Consider the following 23,069-nt stretch of genomic DNA (forward strand, 5'->3'; position numbering starts at 1 on the left):
GGCGCCTTACGCCGGACCGATTTGCGTTCGTTCGTTTCAGAATAACTTAAATCGGCGCAGAGCCACATCGCCAGGGCTGTTCAAGGCCCGGCCGATCATGCGCAGGGAAGAGGGACCCATGGCTGCTCAGATCTTATCGGCCATTTTTGTCATCATCATCGGCGTCGGCGGCTGCGTCGCCTATTTCTGGGGCGCCAACAAGCTGGTCGACCTGATATTCCCGTCGCGCGGCGTGGCCGGGGCTGCGGCCATCGACAATCTGCGCCGGCAAGGACTGGTCCGTCCGTGGCTGTTCGTCGGCCCGGCGATGATCATCCTCACCGTCTACCTGATCTATCCGGTGGTGGCGACGCTCTGGCTGTCCTTCCTCGACCGCGGCGGCCAGCATTTTGTCGGCTTCGCCAACTATGAATGGGCGTTCGGCGACCGCGAGTTCCGCAACTCGATCCTGAATAACATCATCTGGCTGGCGGTGGTGCCCGCCGCCTGCACCTTTCTAGGGTTGATAATCGCCGTGCTCACGGACAAGATCTGGTGGGGCACAATCGCCAAGAGCCTGATCTTCCTGCCGCTGGCGATCTCCTTCGTCGGCGCCAGCGTGATCTGGAAATTCATCTACGAATATCGCGGCGAGGGCCAGACGCAGATCGGCCTGCTCAACGCCATCATCCAGTATTTCGGCGGCCAGCCGCAGGTCTGGATATCGCTGCCGTTCTGGAACAATTTCTTCCTGATGATCATCCTGATCTGGATCCAGACCGGCTTTGCCATGGTCATCCTGTCTTCGGCGTTGCGCGGCATCCCCGAAGAGACGCTTGAAGCCGCGGTCATCGACGGCGCCAATCCGTTCCAGATCTTCTGGAAGATCATGGTGCCGCAGATCTGGGGCACCATCGCCGTGGTCTGGACGACGATCACCATCCTGGTGCTGAAAGTGTTCGACATCGTGCTGACCATGACCAATGGCCAGTGGAACAGCCAGGTGCTGGCCAATCTGATGTTCGACTGGATGTTCCGCGGCGGCGGCGATTTCGGCCGCGGCGCCACCATCGCCATCATCATCATGATCGCGGTCATCCCGATCATGGTCTGGAACATCCGCCAGGCGAACAAAGAGACGGGAGGACATTGAGATGGCCGTCGCGACCGGGAAGTCCTTTGCCAGCCGCTTCGGCGTCCACATCGCCGTGCTCCTCTTCGTCGCCATCTGGACCGTGCCGACGCTCGGCATCCTGGTCTCGTCGCTGCGCGACAAGGACCAGATCATCGCCTCGGGCTGGTGGAACTCGTTCTCCAGCTCCAGCCAGACTGAAGCTGGCCGCCTGCCGCCGGCCTCGGCGCAGGTCGAGAAGGACGGCAAGTTCGTGCTTGCCGGCAACATCTTCGGCGACGGTGCTGCGCGCAACATCAGCGCCTTCGGCGTCAAGTCGGCGGCACCGACGCAATATCCGGCCGGCACCACTGCCGATCTCGGCGACGGCGTGACCTTGCAGCTCAATGCCGACGGCACGTTCGTCATGAGTTCGCCCAAGGCTTTCGAAGGCGACCGTGGCCAGCGCGTCTATTACGCCTCGTCGGCGCCACCGAAATTCACCACCGACAATTACAAGACCGTGCTGTTTTCGGAGGGCATCGGCCGCTCGTTCATAAACTCGCTGACCGTTACCATCCCGGCGACGGTCATCCCGATCCTGATCGCCGCCTTCGCCGCTTATGCATTGGCCTGGATGCGTTTTCCCGGCCGCGCCTTGCTGATCGCCACCATCATCGGCCTGCTGGTCGTGCCGCTGCAGATGTCCTTGATCCCGCTTTTGAAAATCTACAACGGCGTCGGCATCTTCTTCGGTGTGCCGTCGAAAACCTATCTCGGCATCTGGCTGGCGCATACCGGCTTCGGCCTGCCCTTCGCCATCTATCTCCTGCGCAGCTATATTGCCGGCCTGCCGCGCGAGATCATGGAATCGGCGCGCATCGACGGCGCCAGCGATTTCGAAATCTTCGTCAAGATCGTGCTGCCGCTGTCCTTCCCGGTGCTGGCGTCCTTTGCGATCTTCCAGTTCCTGTGGGTGTGGAACGACTTATTGGTGGCAATGGTTTTCCTCGGTACCGAAGGGGATCAGATCGTGCTGACCGCGAAGCTCAACGCACTGCTCGGCTCGCGCGGCGGCGACTGGGAAATCCTGACGACATCGGCCTTCGTCACCATTATCGTGCCGCTGATCGTGTTCTTCTCGCTGCAGCGCTATTTCGTCCGCGGGCTGCTGGCCGGCTCGGTCAAAGGAGGTTGAGACTTATGCAAGCCGCTTTGAAGGCGACCTCGAAGCCCGATCTCGCCGTCGGTCGCGACTGGTGGCGGGGCGCGGTGATCTACCAGATATATCCGCGCTCCTATCAGGACTCCAATGGCGACGGCATCGGCGACCTCAAGGGCATCATCCGCAGGCTGCCCTACATCGCCTCGCTCGGCGTCGACGCCATCTGGATTTCGCCCTTCTTCAAGTCGCCGATGAAGGATTTCGGCTACGATGTGTCGGACTATTGCGACGTCGACCCGATGTTCGGGACGCTCGCCGATTTCGACGCGCTGGTTGCGGAAGCCCATCACCTCGGCCTCAAGGTGATGATCGACGAGGTGCTGTCGCACACCGCCGACAACCATCCATGGTTCAAGGAGAGCCGCGCCAGCCGCGGCAATCCGAAGGCCGACTGGTATGTCTGGGCCGACGCCAGGCCGGACGGCACGCCGCCCAACAACTGGCTGTCGATCTTCGGCGGCTCGGCCTGGCAGTGGGACACCAGCCGCCAGCAATATTATCTGCATAATTTCCTGTCCGAGCAGCCGGACCTCAACTTCCACAATCTGGAAGTCCAGGACGCGCTGCTCGACGTCACCCGCTTCTGGCTGGAGCGCGGCGTCGACGGCTTCCGCCTCGACACCATCAATTTCTATTTCCACAGCCAGGGGCTGGAGAACAATCCGCCGCTGCCGCCCGAAGAGCGCAACGACCAGACAGCACCCGCGGTCAATCCCTACAACTACCAGGACCATATCTACGACAAGAGCCGGCCGGAAAACCTTGCCTTCCTCGAACGGTTCCGGGCGCTGCTCGACGAATATCCGGCAACCGCCGCAGTCGGCGAAGTCGGCGATTCGCAACGCGGGCTGGAAGTGGTCGCCGCCTACACCGCCGGCGGCAAACGCGTCCACATGTGCTATTCCTTCGATTTCCTGGCGCCGGAAAAGATCAGCGCCGCCAAGGTGCGCCAGGTGCTGGAAGCCTTCGGCAAGGTCGCCAGCGACGGCTGGTCGTGCTGGGCATTTTCCAACCACGACGTGATGCGTCCGGCCTCGCGCTGGGCCGCCGACGAGGCCGACCCGGCTGCCTATCTGAAGGTTATCGCGGCGCTGCTGATGTCGCTGCGCGGTTCGGTCTGCCTCTATCAGGGAGAGGAGCTTGGGCTGGGCGAAGCCGAGTTGCAGTTCGAGGATCTGCAGGACCCCTACGGCATTCGCTTCTGGCCAGAATTCAAGGGCCGCGACGGCTGCCGCACGCCGATGGTGTGGGATGCAACCGCAAGCAATGCCGGCTTTTCGACGGCCAAGCCCTGGCTGCCGGTGCCGGGCAAGCATTTGTCGCAAGCGGTCAATATTCAGCAGGGCGACGCGGCCTCGCTGCTCGAGCACTACCGGCGCTTTCTCGGTTTCCGCCGCCAGCATCCGGCCCTGGCCAAGGGCGACATCGAGTTCATCGAAAGCGAGGGCGACACCGTCGCCTTCACCCGCCGTGAGGGCAATGAGCAGATCGTCTGCGTCTTCAATCTGGCCAGCAAGCCGGCCGAGGTCGATCTCGGTGGTCAGGCGCTGCTGCCATTGGCCGGGCACGGTTTTTCGGGACAATCCGGCACAGGTTCCATCCGCCTCGGCGGCTACGGCGCCTGGTTCGGGCGCATCGACTGAGTTTTTGACGAAACTGGATTTTTTGAGGAAATCCAGGTTCTCTAGGGAAATCACTGGGAGGAAATTATGGCCGATGTCACGCTGAGACAGGTGAAGAAATCATACGGCAATCTGCACATTCTTCACGGCATCGAGCTCGACATAAAGTCGGGCGAGTTCATCGTCTTCGTCGGCCCGTCGGGTTGCGGCAAGTCGACCTTGCTGCGGTCCATCGCCGGGCTTGAGGAGATCACCTCCGGCGAGCTGAAGATCGCCGGCGAGGTGGTGAACGACGTGCCGCCTTCCAAGCGCGGCATTGCCATGGTGTTCCAGTCCTATGCGCTCTATCCGCACATGACCGTCTACGACAACATGGCCTTCTCGATGAAGATCGGCAAGGAAAGCAAGGCCGAGATCGACAAGCGGGTGCGGCAGGCAGCGGAGATCCTGCAGCTGACCAAATATCTCGACCGTCTGCCCAAGGCCATGTCGGGCGGCCAGCGCCAGCGCGTCGCCATCGGCCGGGCCATCGTGCGCAACCCGAAAGTGTTCCTGTTCGACGAGCCGCTGTCGAACCTCGACGCGGCGCTGCGCGTCGCCACCCGCATCGAGATCGCCAAGCTGAAGGAATCGATGCCTGCCACGACCATGATCTACGTCACCCACGATCAGGTCGAGGCGATGACGCTGGCTGACCGCATCGTCGTGCTGAAGGATGGCCATATCGAGCAGGTCGGCACGCCGATGGACCTCTACAAGAAGCCCGGCAATCTGTTCGTTGCCCAGTTCATCGGCTCGCCGGCCATGAACATCCTGCCGGCGACAATCGACAGGACGGGCAACCCGACAATCGTCAGCCATGTCGGCGGCCGCAAGGCAACGGTGCCGATCGCAACGCCGGCGTCAGCAAAGGGTGCGGCAGTCAGCTTCGGCGTGCGGCCGGAGGATCTGTCGGCCGCCACCGGCGCGGAATATCTTTTCGAGGGCGTGGTGGACTATGTCGAGCAACTCGGCGAGGTGCAGCTTGTCTATGTCGATATCGGCCGCGCTGACCTGCCGTTGGTGACCAAGCTGCCCGGCAATGTCGAGGTCAAGCGCGGGGCAAAGCTGCGACTGACCGCGGATGCCGGGGACCTGCACATCTTCGACGCCGATGGGCACTCCTTCTCGCTCAAGCCGGTGGAAGTGAAGGCGGCTTGAGATAGCTGCGTCGTACAGGCATGAAAAAAGAGCGGCGGGCCAGGCCCGCCGCTCTTTTTTAAGCTTCGGCTGTTAGTTGTTGCCGAACCGATCCCTGTCGCTGCTCTGAGGAACGAACTTCTGTTGGTCGTTCGACGAGTTCAGCAGCTTGTAGACCGCCGAGTTGGTGCCGGTCGACGAAGTGCGGGTGGTGTCGACGGCAGCGGCCGGCTGGTTGGCGCCATTGGAGCCATAATTGTCGCTGCCGGCAAAGGCAGCGCTCGAAACAGCCAGAACGGCTGCGGTGGCAAGAACAATCTTCTTCATTTTAGTCTCCTGAATTTTTCTGATGCCGCCAGCTGCAGCGGATAAGCCCGCCACGTGCTGGAAACCGGCTTTTAGCGGCCGAAAAGGTTACGGTCGGCACCGTGGGCAGGCGCCTGCTCGGCTGGAGCCGACTTCTCAACCGAAGCCGTATGGCCACTATCGGTCGACGTAATCGCAGGCTGGTTGGCGCCGTTCGAACCGTAGTTGTCGCTGCCGGCGAAAGCGCTGCCGGAGATGGCCAAAACGGCGGCGGCAGCAAGGATGATCTTTTTCATTTCAAATACTCCTGAATTTTTTGGGATCCCGAGAGCGACGGGTTAGCCGCCCTTCTTTGGTCGGGATCAGCGATTGCCGTAGAGGTCGCGGTCGGCGCCCTGAACGACAGGCTGCTTGTCAGCGTGCGCCGGCTTCTGAATGGAAGCCGTATACGAGCTGTCGACCGAGACGGCTGGCTGGTTCGCACCATTGGAAGCGTAATTGTCGCTACCGGCGAAGGCGCTGCCGGTGATCGCCAAAACGGCTGCGGCAGTGAGGATGATCTTTTTCATTTTTAGTACTCCAGTTTGTCTGTCCGTCTAGCGGCGTGTCTTGGGAGGAATTCGCGTCGTTCGGACAGCCCCGATGTGGGAAAGCCATAGGCTGGTTTCCAATCACGAAGTTGTTCCGTGTGGACCACGGTCCTGCACCTTGAAATTGTGCCAGGAAGTTCCTCTATGGTCATTTATCGCATTGTTTTCAGTTGCTTATGTCGAACCGAGTGGTTCGCTCCGGTGTCGGTTTCCGGGCCGTCGTTCACACCGTCCTGCACGCATTGTCAACAGAAACGAACCGTTCGGTTCGATTAGAGATTGCTAATAGTAACTTTTCGATACCGTTGAGCCCTTTTTGCCCCCGATCGGAACTGGATCCGCAGCGATTCGAAACGGCGATGATGGCGTCGCAAGAAACGTCTCAGCTCTTTGACCGGCGGCGGGGGGCGTATGCCGCGCGTGTCGCGCCGCATGGATATGATGTCGCTTTCATGCCGACGTCGCGATCGCTGCCGTGATTAGATGATGGCATCTCAGGTGCCGCTTCGTGACGACGCAGCGGAGAATTGGGAAGCCGGTCAGAATCCGGCGCTGCCCCCGCAACGGTGGTGGAGTTGAAGTCGCAACGGGAGACCACTGGGCAAGAGCCTGGGAAGGTGTCGCGATGGTCCGCAAGGACAACTCCAGAGCCCGGAAACCAGCCCGAGATGCATAGACTCGACTGATCGCGGTGGGCGGTCAAGAGGTGGATAGTGCATGTCCGGCGCCGCGCCGGCCTGCGTCCGATCCTTCCTCCATCACCACCAAGTTCAGTCCTTAACCCACGAGGACAGAACTATGGATACGCGCAACGACATGCTGAGGCTCCTGAACGGCCGCAAGCAAGGCTTTTCGCTGGAACAGCCCTTCTACACCGACCCGGACTATTTCAAGCTCGACATGGAGCTTATCTGGTATCGCGACTGGCTGTTCATCGGCCATGATTGCGAACTGCCGAAGCCCGGCAGCTATATCACCGTGCAGATCGGCGATTATCCGGTGGTGCTGGTCCGCGACCAGAAGGGCAACATCAACGCCTTTCACAATTCCTGCCGCCATCGCGGCAGCCGTGTCTGCAACACTGAGAAGGGCATGGCGGCAAAGCTTGTCTGCCCCTATCACCAGTGGACCTACGAGCTTGACGGCCGGCTGCTGTTTGCCCGCCAGATGGCCGACGGTTTCGACAAGAGCCAGTTCGGCCTGAAGCCCGTCGCCTGCGAGAGCGTCGGCGGCTATATCTTCATCTGCCTGGCAAAAGAACCTGCCGACTTTGCGCCGATGCGCGCCATGATAGAGCCCTACCTCAAGCCGCACGGGCTGAATGAAGCCAAGGTCGCCTTCGAGAGCACCATCATCGAGAAGGGCAACTGGAAGCTGGTCTGGGAAAACAACCGCGAATGCTATCACTGCGCCGGCAATCATCCAGAGCTGTGCAAGACATTCCCCGAAGCGCCGACGGTGACCGGCGTGCAGGGCGCCGACAGCGATCCGGAGATGCTGGCGCACTGGGCGAAATGCGAGGCGGCGGGCCTGCCGAGCAAGTTCCGCATCGATCCGGCCGGGCAATACCGCGCCACCCGCGCGCCGCTGCTGCGCGATGCCGTCAGCTACACGATGTCGGGAAAGCGCGCGGTGACGAAGAACCTGTCCGACACTGTTGCCGCCGACCGCATCGGCACCTTGATGCACTACCACTATCCGACGACTTGGAACCACATCCTGATCGACCATGCGGTCACCTTCCGGGTGCTGCCGATCAGCGCCACGCAAACCGCGGTGACGACCAAGTGGCTGGTGCACAAGGATGCGGTCGAGGGCGTCGACTACAACCTTGAGGAGCTCACCCATGTCTGGACCGAGACCAACGACCAGGACCGCCGCATCGTCGAGGAAAACGCCTTCGGCATCCTGTCGCCGGCCTATGAGCCCGGCCCCTATTCGGAGCTGCATGAGGGCGGCGTGATCCAGTTCGTCGAATGGTACGCGGCCTTCATCGGCCCGCGCCTTGCCGAAGGCGGCCGGCCGGCGCTGCGCAGCGTCGCGTGAACTGGAGCAGGCGAAGAGGGACCAGAGGATGAATGCGATGACGGATCTTGGGCTCTATCGCCATCTCGACCAGATGGCGCCGTGGAACGATAGGCTGCAGGTGCTGGAAGTGATCGGCGTCAGCGACGAGGCGCCCGACGTCAAGACCTTCACCTTCCGCTCCGACAACCAGACCTGGTTCCGCTACAAGCCGGGCCAGTTCCTGACGCTGGAACTGCCGACACCGGACGGGCCACTGATGCGCACCTATACGCTGTCGTCGTCGCCATCGCGGCCGTTTTCGATCGCGGTGACGGTCAAGGCGCAGGCCGGCAGCATCGGCACGCGCTGGATGTTCGACCATCTGGTGCCCGGTTCGCATGTCAAGGCCTACGGACCGGCCGGCGACTTCTCGTTGCACAGCCACCCGGCGGCCAAATACCTGTTCATTTCCGCCGGCTCCGGCGTGACGCCGATGATGTCGATGCTGCGCTGGCTGAACGACTGCGCGCCATGGACCGATGTCGGTTTCGTCAACTGCGCGCGGCGTGCCGAAGAGATCATCTTCCGCAAGGAACTCGAACTGCTCGGCGGCCATATGCCCGGCCTGTCGCTCGGCTTCATGATCGAGGAACGTTCCAGCCGCGAGGGCTGGTACGGTCATATGGGGCGCATCGACGCGATCCGGCTGCCCTTGCTGGCTCCGGATTTCCGCGAGCGCGAAATCTTCTGCTGCGGCCCCGATCCGTTCATGCGCGCCGTGCGCGGCATGCTGGATGCCGCCGGCTTCGACATGACGAAATACCATCAGGAGAGCTTTGCCGCGCCTGTGATGGAGGAAATTCCGGCGCCGTTTGCCTCCCCGGTCGAGGACGGCATCGCTGCACCTGTCGAAGCCGTGACGCCGATCCGCTTCTCGCTTTCGGAGGTCGATGCCGGCTGCGTCGCCGGCCAGACCGTGCTGCAGACCGCGCGCAGCTCGGGCGTGCGGATTCCCGCCGCCTGCGAGTTCGGCCTGTGCGGCACCTGCAAGGTGAAGAAGGTCTCCGGCGAAGTCGAGATGAGCCACAATGGAGGCATCCTCGACCACGAGATCGATGACGGTTTCATCCTTGCCTGCTGCTCGAAACCGTTGTCGGCGCTCGAAATCGAGGTTTGAGCGGCGCCGATATCACCGCAACGGTCGCCGACGCAGGCGTTGTGTTCGCGGGTCTTTGTCTTGCCAAGCATAGGCCGAGTGATTTAGACGCACTTAGGAAGGGCTGGCAGACCGTGAAACCGGCGCATCCCTTCATAGGCGCATGGAACGGGGGACAGAGCGATGCAACAGCGGGTCTACGCGGTCGCAAGCAAGGACATCGTTTTCGAATCATTCGATGGCGAAGCCGTCGTTCTCGATCTTTCGAACGGTAAGTATTTCGGCTTTTCCGATTCCGGCAGCCGGGTCTGGCAGGCTTTGTCGTCCGGCGTCGCCACTGAAGCGCTGGTCGGAGCTGCCGCGGGCGCCGCAAAAATAAGCCTGGCCGACCTCGAAAGCTTCGTTGCCCGACTGCTCGATTTCGGGTTGCTTGCGCCAGCCGAAACACCGGCACAACCGCTTTCGGGCGAGCTGTCGTCTGCGCTTGCTGCCAGCAATGAGCCGCTCAAGGTCGATGTCCATGACGACCTTGCCGATCTCATCATTGTCGACCCGATCCATGAGGTCGAGGAACCTCTCGGCTGGCCGGCGGTGAAACAGGCATAATCGTTTCCCTAAAGCGCGTCGCGTTTGAACGGACTCAGGCGACGCGGTTTAGATCTGATTTTATGCATGTCGTCGTCTCAAAACCGGGGCCACCCCGAGCGACATGCATCAGGCGACCCGGCGCAATTCTGGACGCTGAACAACCAACACATGCCTTTGATCACGCTGCAAACCCTGCCGGATTATGCCCGCCATGTGCTGGCGGCCGCGGAAAGCGCCGCCGCATTCTATCCCGTTACCGCCAGCGTGCGGTTGCCGGGACTGGAGCTGAGTGTCCACCTCGACCATGGCACGCTGGCGGAAGCCATGAGCCATGCCTTCATACCGGCCCCGGAAAATCCGTCTGCATCTGACGGCTGCCGCATTTTCGTCGCCCACCCGGGCATCGATGGCGTCCTCGCCCCGGCCACCTGGGGCCGAGGCGATTACAACCATCATGCCTTTGCCAACCGGCTGGAAGAGGCCGGATTGCGCGGCAGCTACTATCATGACCTCGATTTCTGGCAGTTCCATGATCCGCAACGCCATGTCGGGGCGCAGCTGATGATGGCGGCCGAGGCCTTTCCGCCATGGGAACAGGCGGCGCCGCTGCGCGCCTTCCTGCATTGGGAATATGCGGCGCGCGGCATGCGGCTTACCCATGCCGGCACGCTGGGCATCGATGGCAAGGGCGTGTTGCTGGCGGGCTCCGGGGGAGCCGGAAAATCGGGAACAGTCGTCGCCGGCCTGCTCAATGGGCTCGATAGCGTCGGCGACGACTATGTGCTGATCGACCGGACCGGGGGGGTGACGGCCTATCCGCTGTTTGCCACGCTCAAGCAGGATCCGGAGGGCTTCAAGCGGCTGAAGCTGGAGGAGCGGCTAAAGTCGTACCAACCGCTGAACTGGCAAGGCAAGCATGCCTTTCACATCAACGAGATCGCGCCTCGACCAACTCCTCCAAGTCTGGACATTATTGCTTTGATAGTGCCCCATATCAGGGGAGGTGCGAGAAGCTCGGTCATGCCCATATCGCGCAAGGATGCCATGATCGCCCTGGCGCCGTCAGGAATCGTGCAGATGCCGGGCGAGCGGGAAGCGGGCTTTCGCTTTTTCAGCGAGCTTACCCGCGATCTGCCATGCTACCGGCTGTCGCTGGGGACCGAGCCGCGCGAGATCGCCGGCACGATTGCGGATTTCGTCCTTCGGGGCTCCGCATGAAGTTGAGCGTCATCGTGCCGGTCTGCAATCGGGAGATCTATGTCGTTTCGACGTTGCGGTCCCTGCTCAGGCAACGCGACGATGCCGATCTCGATATCATCGTTGTCGACGATGGCTCGACGGACAGCTCCGTTGAAGCAGTCCGCGCCATCATGCGGGAAGCGTCGTGCATCCGCCTGTTCCAGCAGGCAAACCAGGGCGTGGCCAACGCGCGCAACACAGGGCTGAGGCAGTTGCTGCCGCAAACCGAACTGGTGTCGTTCCTGGATTCGGACGACGTCTCGCCGGCTGGACGATTCAAGACTGGCCTACCCCTGTTCGCGGCCGACCCTGCGCTCGAGCTGACCTACTCGCTGATGACGCGCGTCGATCTCATGGACGACGAAGCCCTTCAGCCGGCACCGGGCGGCGCAGGTCCCACCGTGCGCGGCGTCAGCCTTAGCGCCGGGATATTCCGCAGGGCACTCATCGACCGTACAGGTGCTTTCGACGAGGAGTTCCGGCAGGGCGAAGACGCCGACTATCTGCTGCGCATTTTCGAAACCAGCCCAAAGCACATTTTTCCCGACACCGTCGCGGTATACTACCGGCGCCACCCCGGCAATTTGACCAAGCAAAGGGATGTGGCGGTGCGCGAATACCTACGTGTAATTCAGAAATCCTTGCGGCGGCGCAAGGCCGATCCGTCGCGGCGCCCGGTCGAGGGGCTTTTCGAGATCAAGCGCCCGGCAGAGTGGTGAAAGAATGAATAGATCACAGCCTGGAATGCGTGCGTGAAGCTGAGCGTGATCATGCCGGTCTACAACCGCGAACGCCATGTCGGCTCGGCGCTGCGCTCGCTGCTGAGGCAGCGCGATGCCGCCGATCTCGACATCATCGTTATCGATGACGGTTCGACCGACAGTTCGGTGGCGGTCGTGCGCTCGCTGATCGCGGAGGCGCCGTGCATTCGCCTTTTCCAGCAGCAGAATGCCGGGGTGACGCGGGCACGCAACGCGGGCTTGCGGCAATTGCTGCCGCAGACCGGGCTGGTATCGTTTCTCGATTCCGACGACATTTCCCCGCCGGGCCGCTTCAAGGCGGATCTGGCCTGTTTCGACGCAGACCGCACCCTCGAGCTCACCTATTCGCGCATGACGCTGGTCGACGACATAGATGACGATACGCTGGAGCCGACAGCCGACAGCCACTCGGTGACGGTTCGCGGCATTCACCTGTCTCCCGCCATCTTCGTCCGGCGATTGGTCGAACGCATCGGCAGCTTCGACGAGGATTTCCACCAGGCCGAGGACACCGACTATCTGCTGCGCACTTTCGAAAGCGGGCCGAAATTCACGATGCCCGACACTGTTGCGCTCTATTACCGGCGCCATCCCGGCAACATGACCAGGCAGGCCGATGTTCCTTTTCGCGAATTCATGCGCGCCGTCTACAAGTCGATGAAACGGCGCGAGGCCGACCGCTCCTTGCACCCTGTCGACGGCATCTTCGATTTCAAGGAACTTGCGAATTGGCGTTTCCTGTGATGGCCAGCTACGGCGTCGTCATTCCGGCCTTCAACGCGACCGCCACCATCGCCGAGACGCTGCGATCGGTCGCGGCCCAGACGGTCCAGCCGACGCCATAATCGTCGTCGATGACGGCTCGACCGACGATACGGTCGCGGTGGTCAATGCGCTGGGCATGCCGGTGCAGGTGTTGCGCCAGGACAATGCCGGACCAGGCAGCGCCACCACCAGGGGCATCGCCGCGCTGGCGACGCCCTTCGTCGCCACGCTCGATGCGGACGATCTGTGGCTGCCGACCAAGATCGAAAGGCAGCTGGAGCATTTCGAGCGGTTTCCCGCGACGGCAGGAGTCTTTGCCCACTGGCGGACGTTTCGCGATGACAAGCCCGATGTGCAACAGGACGTGGCCGTGGCGGGCTGGTCGCGCACGACGATGATGATCCGCCGGGAGGTAGCCGAGGCCGTCGGTCCGATCATCGACCCGCAAGGCGGTCGCGGCGACATGGTCGACTGGATCGCCCGTGTCCGCGAGGCGGGCTTTGCGCTTGCCATGCTCGACGATGTCCTAACCTTGCGCCGCATCCGGCCCGACAGCATGTCCTATGGACGCGACCCCGTGCGCGACCGCGGTTATGTCGAAGTCGTAAGGCTGGCCATGCAAAGGCGAGCAGCGAAAAAGGCGAGCGCCGACTGATGGCCAATGCCATGCGCCGTATCGGCCGTCGGTTTCCGGACTATGGTTGGTCATGGCCCACTGGCGGCCTCGACCAGTTGCTGAAGGCCGCATTGCTCCCCGATGAAGAGGCGGCCGGGGGCTATGCGGCGCGCTGGCTCGACGAGAACGATATCGACCATGCTGCTTTCCGCGAGCATCGGCTGCTGGCCGCGATCTCCGACAGGTTCGGCCGCAAGCTCGCTGGGCATCCGGCCTATCCACGTCTTGTCGGCCTGCAAAAGATGCTGTGGACCAAATCGCGACTGGCTGCGCGCGAGGCCGAGCCGGCGCTACAGGCCATGATCGACGCCGGCTGCGCGGTGATGCTTATCAAAGGCGCCAGCCGCATCGCCGTCAACGCGTCGGCGCAGCGCGGCCGGGTGGCGCATGACATCGACATACTGGTGCGCTCGCAGGCCATGATTGCCGCCTTCGATGTGCTTAGCGAACGCGACTGGCAGATCGCCACCGGCGTCAGTCCGCAATATCTGCGCACCAGGCTGGCGTCCTTGCGTTCGATGAATTTTTTCAAGGGCAGTTTCGGCGACATCGACCTGCACCAGCTCGCTTATGACGGGTCGCAGCAAAGCGCGGAAGATGATCTGGCGATCTGGCAGCGGGCGCTGTCAGCCGATTTCAATGGCGTCCGCGTGCTTGTTCCCTCTCCGGCCGACCGCATGGCGCTCGCCATCGCACATGGCGGCCTCGATGCCCACACCCACAGCGACTGGCTGGTCGACTGCGCCGTCGCCATCGAGGGCGACGAGGTCGACTGGGACGTGTTCGCCGATATCGTCGCCAGGCGCCACCTGGCCGTAGCCGCGGCGGTGGCGCTGTCCTACCTCAGCCTGGAAATCGGCATTGCAGTGCCGCCGGCTGAACTGGCACGGACGGTTGCGAACGCCGATCACGCCGGCCTGTCGCGCTGGTCCTCGGTGCTGCAGGCCAAGCCGCGCACCGATTTCGGCGGTCTCGTCTGGCTGTCGCGCGGCTTTGCCAAGCAGTTGCGCCTGAAACGCAAGAAGGGCCGACTGCAGCATCCGACGCCTGCTGCCGTCTGGCGCGGCAGGCCGACATTGCGCAAGGCAAGAGCGACGCCGGAACCGTTCGCGCTTTCTCAGGCCCTGCCGCGTCCGGACAGGACTGGAGAGATGATGCTGGACGTCACCGTCAGGATCGTCGTTCCGCCAGTCCGCCGCCGCATCGAGATGGAAATCAATGCCGGCAGCGGTCACGTCGCCCGCTTGCGTTCCATGGTGATCAGCCGCGCCGGCGGCGGACGTGTGCTGCGCTTTCGCGGCAAGGTAACGGTGGACGACACCGGCCGGCCTCTGGTGATCGAGGCACGGCCATCGCGCCAGTTCCGCAACTGGGACAATGAGGCCGAAGTCGCCGCCTATGGCGCGCTGCCGTTCCAATTGCTGTCGGCAAGGTTTTCACCCGCCTGAGAGCGGTTCGCTGTCTCCATGAAACGGTGAACCACTGTGGCCCTCTCAGACGCCATAGCGCTCGGTGCGGATGATTTCCGCTGGTATGCCGGCGTCGATCAGCGCCCGGGCAGCCGCCGAGACGAAGGTGTTCGACCCGCAGACGAAGGCGAGCGCCGGCGGCCGCGGCAGCCGCGTGAGCGCCTGCATGACCATTGCCGTGTCGATGCGCCTCGAATAGTCGGACGGGCGCCGTGCCGCCTCGCGCGTCAGCGTAAGCACCAGCTCGAACCCGTCGCGGCGGTCACCGAGACCGATCAGCTCGTCGCGGAAGATCACCTCGTCCCAGACCCGCACCGAAAACATCAGCGCCACCGGCACCGCCGATTTGCGCAAGGTTCGATGCCGCACCATCGCCATCAGCGGCACCACGCCGGAGCCGCCGCCGACCAGAAGCAGCGGCCCGCCATCCCCATCGGACCAGACGAAATGGCCGCCGAGCGGCCCGCGCAGTTCGATCTCGTCACCGACCGCGGCGATGTCGTGGAAGAAGGGCGAGACTTCACCGTCGTCGAGCTTCTCGATCGCCAGCTCGATCGTGGCGCCGCTCTCCGGCGCCGAGGCGATGGAATAGGAGCGGCGCGCCTGGTAGCTGTCAGGCGCCGTCAGCCTGACGTCGACATGCTGTCCGGCGCGATAGGCGAATGGCCGTGACAGCGCGAAGAAGAAACTGGTGACGCGTGGCGTCCGCTTTTCGATCCGGGTGATTTTCGCCGTCTGCCAGGGAGATTGCGGCGCTTCGCTCATGGATCGCCGCTATAGCGCTGCTCGCGCCACGGGTCGCCATAGATGTGATAGCCGCGCAATTCCCAGAAGCCCGGCTCGTCGCGCTCGGTGAACTGCAGCCCGTTCAGCCATTTGGCCGATTTCCAGAAATAGAGATGCGGCACCAGGAGCCGCGCCGGGCCGCCATGGTCGGCAGTGATCGGCTTGCCTTCATAAAGGAGCGCCACCATCGCCTTCCCCGCGGTGAGATCCTTGGCCGGCACGTTGGTGGTGTAGCCGTCATAGCCATGCGCCAGCAGGAAGCCGGTCGGCGCTTCGATACCGGCATCGGCAAGGATGTCGTCGACCAGCACGCCTTGCCAGGCGGTATCGAACTTGGTCCAGGCGGTAACGCAATGGATGTCGCGCGTCATCTTGGTCAAGGGCAGCGCGTTGAACTCGGCCCAGTTCCACTTCTTGATCGGGCGTGGCCCGTGCCTGAGCGTGAACGACCAGTCCTCGGTGCGCACGCGCGGCGTCGGCCCCGCCGACAGCACCGGAAAGCCCTGTTCGAGATACTGACCGGGCGGAATGCGCGCATCGGTCTCCGTCGGAGGCTTTCGACCGGAGGAAAAACCGCGAGTGACCATTTGACTGTCCGTTTTTAGCAGGCCATTGCCGGCCTGCCGTAATGTTCTCGAAGATGTCGCGGCGGGCAACAGGAATTTCGGCGGCCGTGCGGCAGGCCTGTCGGTGGTCCGGCGAGCCTGCCATGATGTCTCAACCGGCGGCGAAGGATACGGCGACGAAGATTTGCGCGTCGCCGCGATCGATCAAAAGCAGCACCGACTTCCGGCCCGATCTGCCGGCCTCGGCGATCGCCTGGTTGGCTTGCCGCGCATTCCGCACCGGCGACTGGTCGACGGCGACGATGACGTCGCCCGGCTGCAGGCCGGCATTGGCGGCTGCCTTGTCCGGACGCTCGACCACGGCGCCACGCTGGTTCCGATCACAATGTCGTCAGCGGCCTTCGGTGCGCCTGAGATAGGTTGTGGCGATCTCGCGCATCCGGTTGCCGTCGAAGCTCGGCCCATGGCCGCCATGGCCGAGACGGACAGGCAGATCGAGGAGCCGCTGCATGGTACGGCGATAATCAGGCCGGCAGGAATCCGGCAGGTCGTCGATCAGCATGGAATCGTAGATGGCGTCGCCGGCAAAGAACAACCCGTCCGTCTCTTCGAACAAAGCGATCGAATCCGGCGAATGTCCGGGCAGATGCAGGACGCGGAACTGCCGGTCGCCGAGGTCGACGATGTCGCCCTCGTCCAGCGTGCGCGTCAGCGGCGCCGGCGGGATCTTGTAGTCGGCCGCCGTCCAGCCCGGCGCCGGCAATTTCGAAACGGCGCCGTCGAGATTGTTGAACATGTAGGCGTAGGTCACCTGATCGTTCATGGTCTCGAAATGCTCGGCACTGTGCCGCGGCCCGGCGCGCAGCGGAAACTCGTGCAGCGAGCCGACATGGTCGAGATGGATGTGGGTGGCGACAACGATGAGCGGCTTGCCCTCGGGCGTGTCGATCTCAGGCGCCAGCGGGCAGATGCCCATGCCGGTGTCGACCAGCAGGTCGGCGTCGCGTCCCCTGAAATGCCAGATGTTGGCGCGCACGAAATCATGCACGAACGGCTCGGTCAGCATCGTCGTGCGGTCGTCGATGATCGTCTTGCCGAACCAGTCGCCGACAACGCGCTCGCCACCAAAACGGGTGCCGCCAAAACGGCCGCCCATCAGACGAAGGGCTTTCCCACCTTGTATTTTTCCGGCACCAGCCGCTTCAGGTAAGCCATGCCCGCTTCCGACAGCTGGTTGACATCGGGCTTCATGAAATCGTCGGGCATATGGCGCGTCTTGCCGGCGACGTTCTTCAGCGGCACCTTCTTCAGCACGGTTTTCGTGCCGTCATATTGCAGCGCCACCGAGCCACCGCCTTCGCCGGCAACGGCAACCGCGAAGGCGCCGGCGTCGAAAGCCTCCCGCGCGTCGACGGCGCTGATCGCGCCGACATAGCCGCGCGGCATGTAGCCAAGCGCATCGACGCGGGCGCGCTTGCCCGGCAGGCCTTCGGCGAGCGCACGTTCCAGAGCTGACGGCAGGTCGCTGCCCGACAGTTTGACGTTGCCATGCGCGTCGCGCTCGAGCTTGTCCGGCGGCACCAGGCTTTCGACCAGCGCCTTGCCGTCGGCGGTGCTGACTCCTTCGGAGACGGCGACGATGCAACGCTTGTGGCGGTCGAGCGTGGCGCGCACGTCGTCGATGAAACCGGCGGCGGAGAACGGCCGTTCCGGCACGTAGACCAGATGCGGGCCGCTGTCGGGATCGAGCTGCCAGGCTGCAGCCGCAGCGGTGAGGAAGCCGGCATGCCGACCCATTACGATGCCGACATAGATGCCGGGCAATGCGCGGAAATCGAGATCGACGGACAGGAAGGCGCCGGCGACGAATTCGGCCGCCGAGATGAAGCCCGGCGTGTGGTCGTTTTCCTCGAGGTCGTTGTCGATGGTTTTTGGCGCATGGACGAAAGCAATGCTGCCGCCGGCTGCGTCGGTCAGAATCTGCTGCGTGCCCGACGTGTCGTTGCCACCGATGTAGATGAAAGCGTCGGCGCCGGCCTTCTTCAACCCGTTGAGGATGACTTCGCAATAGGCAGCGTCGGGCTTGTCGCGTGTCGAGCCGAGCGCGGCACTCGGCGTGCCGGCGATCAGCCGCAGCCGGTCCTCTGGGATGGCGGAGAGGTCGACATAGTTGCCGTCACGAATGCCGCGCACGCCGTGGAGCGAGCCCAGCACCTTGGCGCCGGGATGGCGCTTGCGGACTTCCAGCGTGGCCCCGACAACCGTCTGGTTGATGACGGCGGTCGGGCCGCCGCCCTGTGCGATGACAAACGTTCCAGCCATGCTCGATCTCTCCCGGCGCTGTGGTTTTCAAGGCACCTTGGCCTAGCTTGCCGCATCGCGCAACGGGAGTTTCCAGCGGCGCCAAACCGCCGCACAGGATCAGACGACCACGACCGGGTTCTTCTTGGAAACGCGGCTGTAGAGGTCGATGATATCCTGGTTGATCAGGCGCACGCAGCCCGACGACATCGCCTGGCCAATGCTCGCCCATTCCGGCGAACCGTGTATGCGGTAGCCGGTGTCCTTGCCGTCCTGGTAGATGTAGAGGGCGCGTGCGCCGAGCGGGTTGGTGAGGCCACCGGGCTGGCCGTTTTGCCATTTCACCAGTTCCGGCTTGCGCTGGATCATCTCCGGCGGCGGCGTCCAGGTCGGCCATTCCTTGCCGTACTGGATGTTGGCGCGGCCGGACCAGCGGAAGCCGTCCTTGCCGATGCCGACGCCGTAGCGGATGGCGTCGCCGCCCTCCTGCACCAGATAGAGCTTTCGCTCCTGCAGATGTACGACAATGGTGCCGGGCGCCTCGCCGGTCTCGTTGACGACGATCTGGCGGCGGAACTCCGGCTTGACCTTCTGATAGGGCACCGCCGGCACTTCGAAGCCGCCATCGTTGAGCGAAGCGTACATGACATCAGGGCCGGTGACGTTCTTGTCGACGCTGATCGCCGGACGGATCGGCCGCACCGAGCCGGTGACCGTGTCATCCAGCTGGAATTGCGGCAGCTCGAGCGTCGAAGTGCTGCAGCCGGCCATGCCGAGCAGCGTCATGGCGCCGGCCCCTGACAGGACGAAGCGGCGGGAATAGAGATGTTCGGTCTCGTTTGCGTCGCCATTTGCTGGCGGCGTCACATTCTGCGGCAACTCACGCATGCACCCAAACCCTACGCTGTCGGCGGGAAACACGGTCCGGCCGGATGGCAGGCAGTTTCGCCAAACATGGTTGAAAAAGGGTGAAGGCCCAACGACCGGTCTTAAGCCTGTGCCGCCAATAGCCGCAGCGATCTGGCGAAATGGTCCGCCGTGCATTTTTGGGAGAGGGCTCTTTACATTCCTCCGCACACGAGGATTTATCCTTTTCTTTGCGCTCAAGGAGACAAAGATGTCGTTCGAAAACTGGGCCGCCTTCGCCGCCGCCTCCACCGTTCTGCTCATCATTCCCGGCCCGACCATTCTTCTGGTCGTGTCCTATGCGCTGGGCCAGGGCTGGCGCACCGCCTTGCCGATGGCCGTCGGCGTGGCGCTGGGCGACTTCACCGCCATGACCCTGTCGATGCTGGGCATCGGCGCGCTGCTGGCCGCGTCGGCGACCGTGTTCACCATTCTGAAGCTGATCGGCGCCTGCTATCTGATCTATCTCGGGGTAAAACTATTTCGCGCCGGCGGCGCGCTCAAAGCCGAACCACGCACAGATGCCGTCTCGGCCGCCAAGATGATGGCGCACGCCTGGCTGGTCACCGCACTCAACCCGAAGAGCATCACCTTCTTCGTCGCCTTCCTGCCGCAGTTCCTCAACCGGGAAGCCGATTTCTGGGCACAGATGCTGATCTTCGAAGCGACCTTCCTGGCGCTCGCCTTCGCCAATGCCTTCGGCTACGCGCTGATTGCGGCGCGCGCCCGCAACGTCGTACGCAACCCCAAGGCGATCCGCATCTTCAACCGCACCGGCGGCACGCTGCTGGTCGGCGCCGGGATCGCCACGGTGGCGATGCGCTCGGGCAATTAGGAACTGCGGAGCATCAGGGCCGATATGGCAGTAAGAGATCCATTCGGCCTAATGTTTTCGGGCGCGACCGAGGCCGGGTTTTCACCCTACAGCCAGGCCGTTCATGAATTGCAATGCTTCGTCGGCGACCCGGTCGGCTCCGTTGACCGCGCCATATCGGCGGATCCCGGTTTCGTCATGGCGCATGTCTTCAAGGGGTATCTGTTCGGCCTCGCCACCGAACGCGAGGCAATGGCGGTCACCCAGGCATGCCATGCTGCGGCACTGCCGCTTGCCGCGACGCCGCGCGAACAGGCGCATGTGGCGGCCCTTGGCCACCTTGCCGAGGGACGCTGGCATGACGCCGCGCTCCTGCTCGAAGATATCGCCATCGACAACCCGCTCGACGCGGTGGCGTTGCAGGTCGGCCACCAGATCGACTTCTTCACCGGCAATGCCCGCATGCTGCGCGACCGTATCGGCCGCGCGCTGCCGTCCTGGCAGAGCGGCATGCCAGGTTACCACGCCATTCTCGGTATGCAGGCCTTCGGTCTCGAGGAGATGGGCGACTATATCAGAGCCGAAAGTTTCGGCCGACAGGCGATCGAGATCGAGCCGCGAGACGGCTGGGCGCAGCATGCGGTCGCCCATGTCATGGAGATGCAGAGCCGGCAACGCGACGGCATCGCCTGGATGCGCGCCAACCCCGAGGCGTGGACCAAAGAAAGCTTCCTGCAGGTGCATAATTGGTGGCATCTGGCGCTGTTCCACTACGATCTCGGCGAGACCGACGAGGTGCTCAAGCTCTATGACGGGCCGATCTATGGCGAGCGTTCGACGCTGGCGCTGAACATGGTCGACGCCTCTGCGATCCTATGGCGGCTTTATCTCGGCGGTGTCGATGTCGGCGACCGCTGGGCAGCGCTCGCTGCCAACTGGGCGCCGAAGGCTGGAGCCGGCAATTACGCCTTCAACGATGCGCATGCGATGATGGCATTCGTCGGCGCCGGTCTCGAAGCGCCGGTCAAGATCTTGCTCGAAGCCCAGCACGAGGCGATGCGCGGCAGCGACGACAACGCCGCCTTCACCCGGGATGTCGGCCAGCCACTGACGGAAGGCATCAAGGCATTCGGCGAGGGCAATTACAGCGAAGCGGTGCGCCTGATCCGACCGATCCGCGCCATTGCCCATCGCTTTGGCGGCAGCCACGCCCAGCGCGATGTGATTGATCTCACGCTGATCGAGGCGGCGTTGCGCGCCGGCGACACGGCGCTTGCCTGGGCGTTGACGGCCGAGCGCGCACTGGTCCGGCCGGACAGTCCGCTGTCGGCGCTGTTTTCGCAACGCGCCGCCAATTTGTCAGAGAATTGACCCGCGGCGGATCTTGTTTTAAAAACTGGCGAGCCGGATTTTTTCGAGACCCGAAAAAATTAATGGCAATGGGAGGAATGCATGTATCTCGGCCTCGATCTCGGCACGTCGGGCGTCAAGGCGCTGTTGATCGATGCCGGGCAGAAGATCATCGGCTCCGGCCATGCTTCGCTTGACGTATCGCGGCCGCATCCCGGCTGGTCCGAACAAAACCCCACGGACTGGATCCGCGCCTGCGAGACGGCCATTGCCGAGCTGAAAGCCTCGCACCCGAAAGAGCTTGCCGCGGTCAAGGGCATCGGCCTTTCCGGCCATATGCATGGCGCCACCTTGCTCGATGCCGGCGACCAGGTGCTGCGCCCCTGCATTCTGTGGAATGATACGCGCAGCCACGCTGAGGCCGCGGCGCTCGATGCCGACCCGCGCTTTCGCCAACTCACCGGGAATATCGTCTTCCCCGGCTTCACGGCGCCGAAACTCGCCTGGGTGAAGAACAATGAGCCCTCCGTCTTCGCCAAAGTGGCGAAGGTGCTTTTGCCGAAGGATTTCCTGCGGCTGTGGCTGACCGGCGAGCATATCTCAGAAATGTCCGACTCGGCCGGCACCTCCTGGCTCGATGTCGGCAAACGGCGCTGGTCCCCCGAATTGCTTGCGGCGACATCGCTCGACGAAAGGCAGATGCCGTCGCTGGTCGAAGGCACGGAGAAGGCCGGAGCCTTGCGCGCCGAACTGGCCGCCAGCTGGGGCATAGCATCGGGCACCCCGGTTGCCGGCGGCGCCGGCGACAATGCTGCTTCGGCCTGCGGCATGGGCACGGTCGGCGCCGGCCACGCTTTTGTGTCGCTGGGCACATCTGGCGTGCTGTTTGCCGCCAACGCGTCCTATCTGCCCAATCCGGCCAGCGCGGTGCACACCTTCTGCCATGCCCTGCCCAACACCTGGCACCAGATGGGGGTCATCCTGTCTGCGACCGATTCGCTGAACTGGCTGTCGGAGATTTCAGGCAAGAAGGCCGGCGAATTGACCGCCGAACTTGGCGAGACGCTGAAAGCGCCGAGCGGTGTGTCGTTCCTGCCCTACCTCTCGGGCGAGCGTACGCCACACAATGATTCCGTCATTCGTGGGTCCTTCACCGGACTGGCGCATGAATCCGGCCGCGCAGTGCTGACGCAGGCCGTGCTAGAAGGCGTCGCCTTCGCCTTCCGCGACAGTCTCGAAGCCTTGAAGACGGCGGGCACGATCTTGACGCGGGTGACGGCGATTGGCGGCGGCTCGCGCTCGCGCTACTGGCTGAAGGCGATCGCCACGGCGCTGCAGGTGCCGGTGGACATTCCGGCCGACGGCGATTTCGGCGCGGCGTTTGGGGCGGCAAGGCTTGGGCTGATCGCTGCAATCGGAGCCGATCCGCTGGCGGTGTGTACGGCGCCGAGGACGGATGCGACGATCGAACCGGATGTCCCGCTTGGCGGGGCGTATGCCGATGCCTATCAGCGCTACCGGGCGCTGTATCCGGCGATCAAGGGCGCCATGGCGTGAGTGAGCGCGGGGCACCCGGCAATCACATGAGGGAGCGCGAGGCACCCCCCTCTGCCCTGCCGGGCATCTCCCCCTCAAGGGGGGAGATTGGCAGCTTGCGCGCCGACTCTTTTCTT

The 23,069-nt window shown here is 63.3% G+C and carries 24 protein-coding genes, 1 pseudogene and 1 riboswitch; of the genes and pseudogenes, 16 read left to right on the plus strand and 9 right to left on the minus strand.

Translation table 11 applies throughout. From position 1 onward, the window contains the following. Window positions 1-118 precede the first annotated feature (118 nt). The 4 genes from NKJ88_RS20075 (at window position 119) to NKJ88_RS20090 (ending at window position 5,137) form a co-directional block, all read left to right on the plus strand. The gene (locus NKJ88_RS20075; RefSeq protein WP_023668891.1) at window positions 119-1,132 is read left to right on the plus strand and encodes a carbohydrate ABC transporter permease; all 1,014 of its coding nucleotides are present in this window, start codon (window positions 119-121) and stop codon (window positions 1,130-1,132) included. A 1-nt stretch (window position 1,133) separates the two neighbouring features. Beyond that, complete coding sequence (locus NKJ88_RS20080; protein ID WP_023823864.1) at window positions 1,134-2,288, plus strand: carbohydrate ABC transporter permease; 1,155 nt, start codon at window positions 1,134-1,136, stop codon at window positions 2,286-2,288. A gap of 5 nt (window positions 2,289-2,293) precedes the next feature. Continuing rightward, window positions 2,294-3,958: a beta-galactosidase BglA gene (bglA, locus tag NKJ88_RS20085; RefSeq protein WP_352445152.1), complete on the plus strand. Its 1,665-nt coding sequence runs from the start codon at window positions 2,294-2,296 to the stop codon at window positions 3,956-3,958. Window positions 3,959-4,024: 66 nt separating this feature from the next. After that, window positions 4,025-5,137 carry an ABC transporter ATP-binding protein gene (locus NKJ88_RS20090; protein WP_352445154.1) on the plus strand — a complete coding sequence of 371 codons (1,113 nt, stop codon included), beginning with the start codon at window positions 4,025-4,027 and terminating at the stop codon, window positions 5,135-5,137. Between the two features lie 72 nt (window positions 5,138-5,209). Here the strand turns inward: NKJ88_RS20090 and NKJ88_RS20095 are convergent, their stop codons facing one another. The 3 genes from NKJ88_RS20095 to NKJ88_RS20105 all read right to left on the minus strand — a co-directional run bounded on the left by NKJ88_RS20095 (window position 5,210) and on the right by NKJ88_RS20105 (window position 5,991). Next, window positions 5,210-5,443, minus strand: a complete 234-nt coding sequence (locus tag NKJ88_RS20095) for a DUF680 domain-containing protein (protein WP_023715518.1) — start codon at window positions 5,441-5,443, stop codon at window positions 5,210-5,212. A 71-nt stretch (window positions 5,444-5,514) separates the two neighbouring features. Then, the gene (locus NKJ88_RS20100; RefSeq protein WP_023668886.1) at window positions 5,515-5,718 is read right to left on the minus strand and encodes a DUF680 domain-containing protein; all 204 of its coding nucleotides are present in this window, start codon (window positions 5,716-5,718) and stop codon (window positions 5,515-5,517) included. Between the two features lie 66 nt (window positions 5,719-5,784). Continuing rightward, window positions 5,785-5,991, minus strand: coding sequence for a DUF680 domain-containing protein (locus NKJ88_RS20105; RefSeq protein WP_023823863.1), 207 nt, complete (start codon window positions 5,989-5,991; stop codon window positions 5,785-5,787). Window positions 5,992-6,491: 500 nt separating this feature from the next. Beyond that, window positions 6,492-6,693: riboswitch (cobalamin riboswitch) on the plus strand. Window positions 6,694-6,810: 117 nt separating this feature from the next. On the opposite strand from NKJ88_RS20105, the gene NKJ88_RS20110 reads away from it, so the two are divergent. From NKJ88_RS20110 to NKJ88_RS20150, 9 genes are all read left to right on the plus strand, one after another. Beyond that, window positions 6,811-8,058, plus strand: a complete 1,248-nt coding sequence (locus NKJ88_RS20110; protein ID WP_023823862.1) for an aromatic ring-hydroxylating oxygenase subunit alpha — start codon at window positions 6,811-6,813, stop codon at window positions 8,056-8,058. A gap of 37 nt (window positions 8,059-8,095) precedes the next feature. Further along, window positions 8,096-9,196 carry an FAD-binding oxidoreductase gene (locus NKJ88_RS20115; RefSeq protein ID WP_352445155.1) on the plus strand — a complete coding sequence of 367 codons (1,101 nt, stop codon included), beginning with the start codon at window positions 8,096-8,098 and terminating at the stop codon, window positions 9,194-9,196. Window positions 9,197-9,358: 162 nt separating this feature from the next. Next, complete coding sequence (locus NKJ88_RS20120) at window positions 9,359-9,781, plus strand: PqqD family protein (RefSeq protein WP_023696905.1); 423 nt, start codon at window positions 9,359-9,361, stop codon at window positions 9,779-9,781. Between the two features lie 150 nt (window positions 9,782-9,931). Further along, window positions 9,932-10,981 (plus strand): hypothetical protein, encoded by a 1,050-nt coding sequence (locus NKJ88_RS20125; protein ID WP_023745156.1) that lies wholly within the window; start codon window positions 9,932-9,934, stop codon window positions 10,979-10,981. Then, complete coding sequence (locus NKJ88_RS20130; RefSeq protein WP_023742566.1) at window positions 10,978-11,721, plus strand: glycosyltransferase family 2 protein; 744 nt, start codon at window positions 10,978-10,980, stop codon at window positions 11,719-11,721. Before NKJ88_RS20125 ends, NKJ88_RS20130 begins: the two co-directional genes overlap by 4 nt. Before the next feature lie 33 nt (window positions 11,722-11,754). Then, a complete protein-coding gene (locus tag NKJ88_RS20135) occupies window positions 11,755-12,507 on the plus strand; it encodes a glycosyltransferase family 2 protein (RefSeq protein ID WP_023725907.1) in 753 nt (250 codons plus the stop codon). After that, window positions 12,492-12,608 carry a glycosyltransferase gene (locus NKJ88_RS20140; protein WP_352445222.1) on the plus strand — a complete coding sequence of 39 codons (117 nt, stop codon included), beginning with the start codon at window positions 12,492-12,494 and terminating at the stop codon, window positions 12,606-12,608. The genes NKJ88_RS20135 and NKJ88_RS20140 overlap by 16 nt, the downstream gene beginning before the upstream one ends. Before the next feature lie 38 nt (window positions 12,609-12,646). After that, window positions 12,647-13,183: a glycosyltransferase family 2 protein gene (locus tag NKJ88_RS20145; RefSeq protein WP_502904758.1), complete on the plus strand. Its 537-nt coding sequence runs from the start codon at window positions 12,647-12,649 to the stop codon at window positions 13,181-13,183. Next, complete coding sequence (locus tag NKJ88_RS20150; protein ID WP_023823859.1) at window positions 13,183-14,652, plus strand: nucleotidyltransferase family protein; 1,470 nt, start codon at window positions 13,183-13,185, stop codon at window positions 14,650-14,652. The genes NKJ88_RS20145 and NKJ88_RS20150 overlap by 1 nt, the downstream gene beginning before the upstream one ends. Before the next feature lie 45 nt (window positions 14,653-14,697). Here the strand turns inward: NKJ88_RS20150 and NKJ88_RS20155 are convergent, their stop codons facing one another. The 6 genes and pseudogenes from NKJ88_RS20155 to NKJ88_RS20180 all read right to left on the minus strand — a co-directional run bounded on the left by NKJ88_RS20155 (window position 14,698) and on the right by NKJ88_RS20180 (window position 19,214). Further along, window positions 14,698-15,438, minus strand: a complete 741-nt coding sequence (locus tag NKJ88_RS20155) for an FAD-binding oxidoreductase (RefSeq protein ID WP_023823858.1) — start codon at window positions 15,436-15,438, stop codon at window positions 14,698-14,700. Continuing rightward, complete coding sequence (locus NKJ88_RS20160) at window positions 15,435-16,046, minus strand: sulfite oxidase-like oxidoreductase (protein WP_023745161.1); 612 nt, start codon at window positions 16,044-16,046, stop codon at window positions 15,435-15,437. Before NKJ88_RS20160 ends, NKJ88_RS20155 begins: the two co-directional genes overlap by 4 nt. 130 nt (window positions 16,047-16,176) lie before the next feature. Then, window positions 16,177-16,401, minus strand: a pseudogene (locus NKJ88_RS20165) (PDZ domain-containing protein); the annotation flags it as partial. Between the two features lie 15 nt (window positions 16,402-16,416). After that, the gene (locus tag NKJ88_RS20170; RefSeq protein WP_050588119.1) at window positions 16,417-17,181 is read right to left on the minus strand and encodes an MBL fold metallo-hydrolase; all 765 of its coding nucleotides are present in this window, start codon (window positions 17,179-17,181) and stop codon (window positions 16,417-16,419) included. After that, window positions 17,181-18,347, minus strand: a complete 1,167-nt coding sequence (locus NKJ88_RS20175; RefSeq protein WP_023756519.1) for a diphosphate--fructose-6-phosphate 1-phosphotransferase — start codon at window positions 18,345-18,347, stop codon at window positions 17,181-17,183. The genes NKJ88_RS20170 and NKJ88_RS20175 overlap by 1 nt, the downstream gene beginning before the upstream one ends. Before the next feature lie 99 nt (window positions 18,348-18,446). Further along, the gene (locus NKJ88_RS20180) at window positions 18,447-19,214 is read right to left on the minus strand and encodes a L,D-transpeptidase (RefSeq protein ID WP_023668871.1); all 768 of its coding nucleotides are present in this window, start codon (window positions 19,212-19,214) and stop codon (window positions 18,447-18,449) included. A 229-nt stretch (window positions 19,215-19,443) separates the two neighbouring features. Between NKJ88_RS20180 and NKJ88_RS20185 the strand changes: the two genes are divergently transcribed. The 3 genes from NKJ88_RS20185 to xylB all read left to right on the plus strand — a co-directional run bounded on the left by NKJ88_RS20185 (window position 19,444) and on the right by xylB (window position 22,953). Continuing rightward, on the plus strand, window positions 19,444-20,067 hold the full coding sequence (locus tag NKJ88_RS20185) for a LysE family translocator (protein ID WP_023684282.1): 624 nt from the start codon (window positions 19,444-19,446) through the stop codon (window positions 20,065-20,067). Between the two features lie 24 nt (window positions 20,068-20,091). After that, complete coding sequence (locus NKJ88_RS20190) at window positions 20,092-21,417, plus strand: tetratricopeptide repeat protein (RefSeq protein ID WP_352445160.1); 1,326 nt, start codon at window positions 20,092-20,094, stop codon at window positions 21,415-21,417. 81 nt (window positions 21,418-21,498) lie between these two features. Then, window positions 21,499-22,953: a xylulokinase gene (gene xylB, locus NKJ88_RS20195; RefSeq protein ID WP_352445162.1), complete on the plus strand. Its 1,455-nt coding sequence runs from the start codon at window positions 21,499-21,501 to the stop codon at window positions 22,951-22,953. The last annotated feature ends 116 nt before the right edge of the window (window positions 22,954-23,069 follow it).

It is taken from the genome of Mesorhizobium sp. M0016 (assembly GCF_040324035.1).
Lineage (GTDB): Bacteria > Pseudomonadota > Alphaproteobacteria > Rhizobiales > Rhizobiaceae > Mesorhizobium.

Bases quoted from the DNA above. Each gene is read 5' to 3' on its own strand.
- NKJ88_RS20075 (WP_023668891.1), top strand. From the start codon at position 119: ATGGCTGCTCAGATCTTATCGGCCATTTTTGTCATCATCATCGGCGTC.
- NKJ88_RS20080 (WP_023823864.1), top strand. From the start codon at position 1,134: ATGGCCGTCGCGACCGGGAAGTCCTTTGCCAGCCGCTTCGGCGTCCAC.
- bglA (WP_352445152.1), top strand. From the start codon at position 2,294: ATGCAAGCCGCTTTGAAGGCGACCTCGAAGCCCGATCTCGCCGTCGGT.
- NKJ88_RS20090 (WP_352445154.1), top strand. From the start codon at position 4,025: ATGGCCGATGTCACGCTGAGACAGGTGAAGAAATCATACGGCAATCTG.
- NKJ88_RS20095 (WP_023715518.1), bottom strand. From the start codon at position 5,443: ATGAAGAAGATTGTTCTTGCCACCGCAGCCGTTCTGGCTGTTTCGAGC.
- NKJ88_RS20100 (WP_023668886.1), bottom strand. From the start codon at position 5,718: ATGAAAAAGATCATCCTTGCTGCCGCCGCCGTTTTGGCCATCTCCGGC.
- NKJ88_RS20105 (WP_023823863.1), bottom strand. From the start codon at position 5,991: ATGAAAAAGATCATCCTCACTGCCGCAGCCGTTTTGGCGATCACCGGC.
- NKJ88_RS20110 (WP_023823862.1), top strand. From the start codon at position 6,811: ATGGATACGCGCAACGACATGCTGAGGCTCCTGAACGGCCGCAAGCAA.
- NKJ88_RS20115 (WP_352445155.1), top strand. From the start codon at position 8,096: ATGACGGATCTTGGGCTCTATCGCCATCTCGACCAGATGGCGCCGTGG.
- NKJ88_RS20120 (WP_023696905.1), top strand. From the start codon at position 9,359: ATGCAACAGCGGGTCTACGCGGTCGCAAGCAAGGACATCGTTTTCGAA.
- NKJ88_RS20125 (WP_023745156.1), top strand. From the start codon at position 9,932: ATGCCTTTGATCACGCTGCAAACCCTGCCGGATTATGCCCGCCATGTG.
- NKJ88_RS20130 (WP_023742566.1), top strand. From the start codon at position 10,978: ATGAAGTTGAGCGTCATCGTGCCGGTCTGCAATCGGGAGATCTATGTC.
- NKJ88_RS20150 (WP_023823859.1), top strand. From the start codon at position 13,183: ATGGCCAATGCCATGCGCCGTATCGGCCGTCGGTTTCCGGACTATGGT.
- NKJ88_RS20155 (WP_023823858.1), bottom strand. From the start codon at position 15,438: ATGAGCGAAGCGCCGCAATCTCCCTGGCAGACGGCGAAAATCACCCGG.
- NKJ88_RS20160 (WP_023745161.1), bottom strand. From the start codon at position 16,046: ATGGTCACTCGCGGTTTTTCCTCCGGTCGAAAGCCTCCGACGGAGACC.
- NKJ88_RS20170 (WP_050588119.1), bottom strand. From the start codon at position 17,181: ATGGGCGGCCGTTTTGGCGGCACCCGTTTTGGTGGCGAGCGCGTTGTC.
- NKJ88_RS20175 (WP_023756519.1), bottom strand. From the start codon at position 18,347: ATGGCTGGAACGTTTGTCATCGCACAGGGCGGCGGCCCGACCGCCGTC.
- NKJ88_RS20180 (WP_023668871.1), bottom strand. From the start codon at position 19,214: ATGCGTGAGTTGCCGCAGAATGTGACGCCGCCAGCAAATGGCGACGCA.
- NKJ88_RS20185 (WP_023684282.1), top strand. From the start codon at position 19,444: ATGTCGTTCGAAAACTGGGCCGCCTTCGCCGCCGCCTCCACCGTTCTG.
- NKJ88_RS20190 (WP_352445160.1), top strand. From the start codon at position 20,092: ATGGCAGTAAGAGATCCATTCGGCCTAATGTTTTCGGGCGCGACCGAG.
- xylB (WP_352445162.1), top strand. From the start codon at position 21,499: ATGTATCTCGGCCTCGATCTCGGCACGTCGGGCGTCAAGGCGCTGTTG.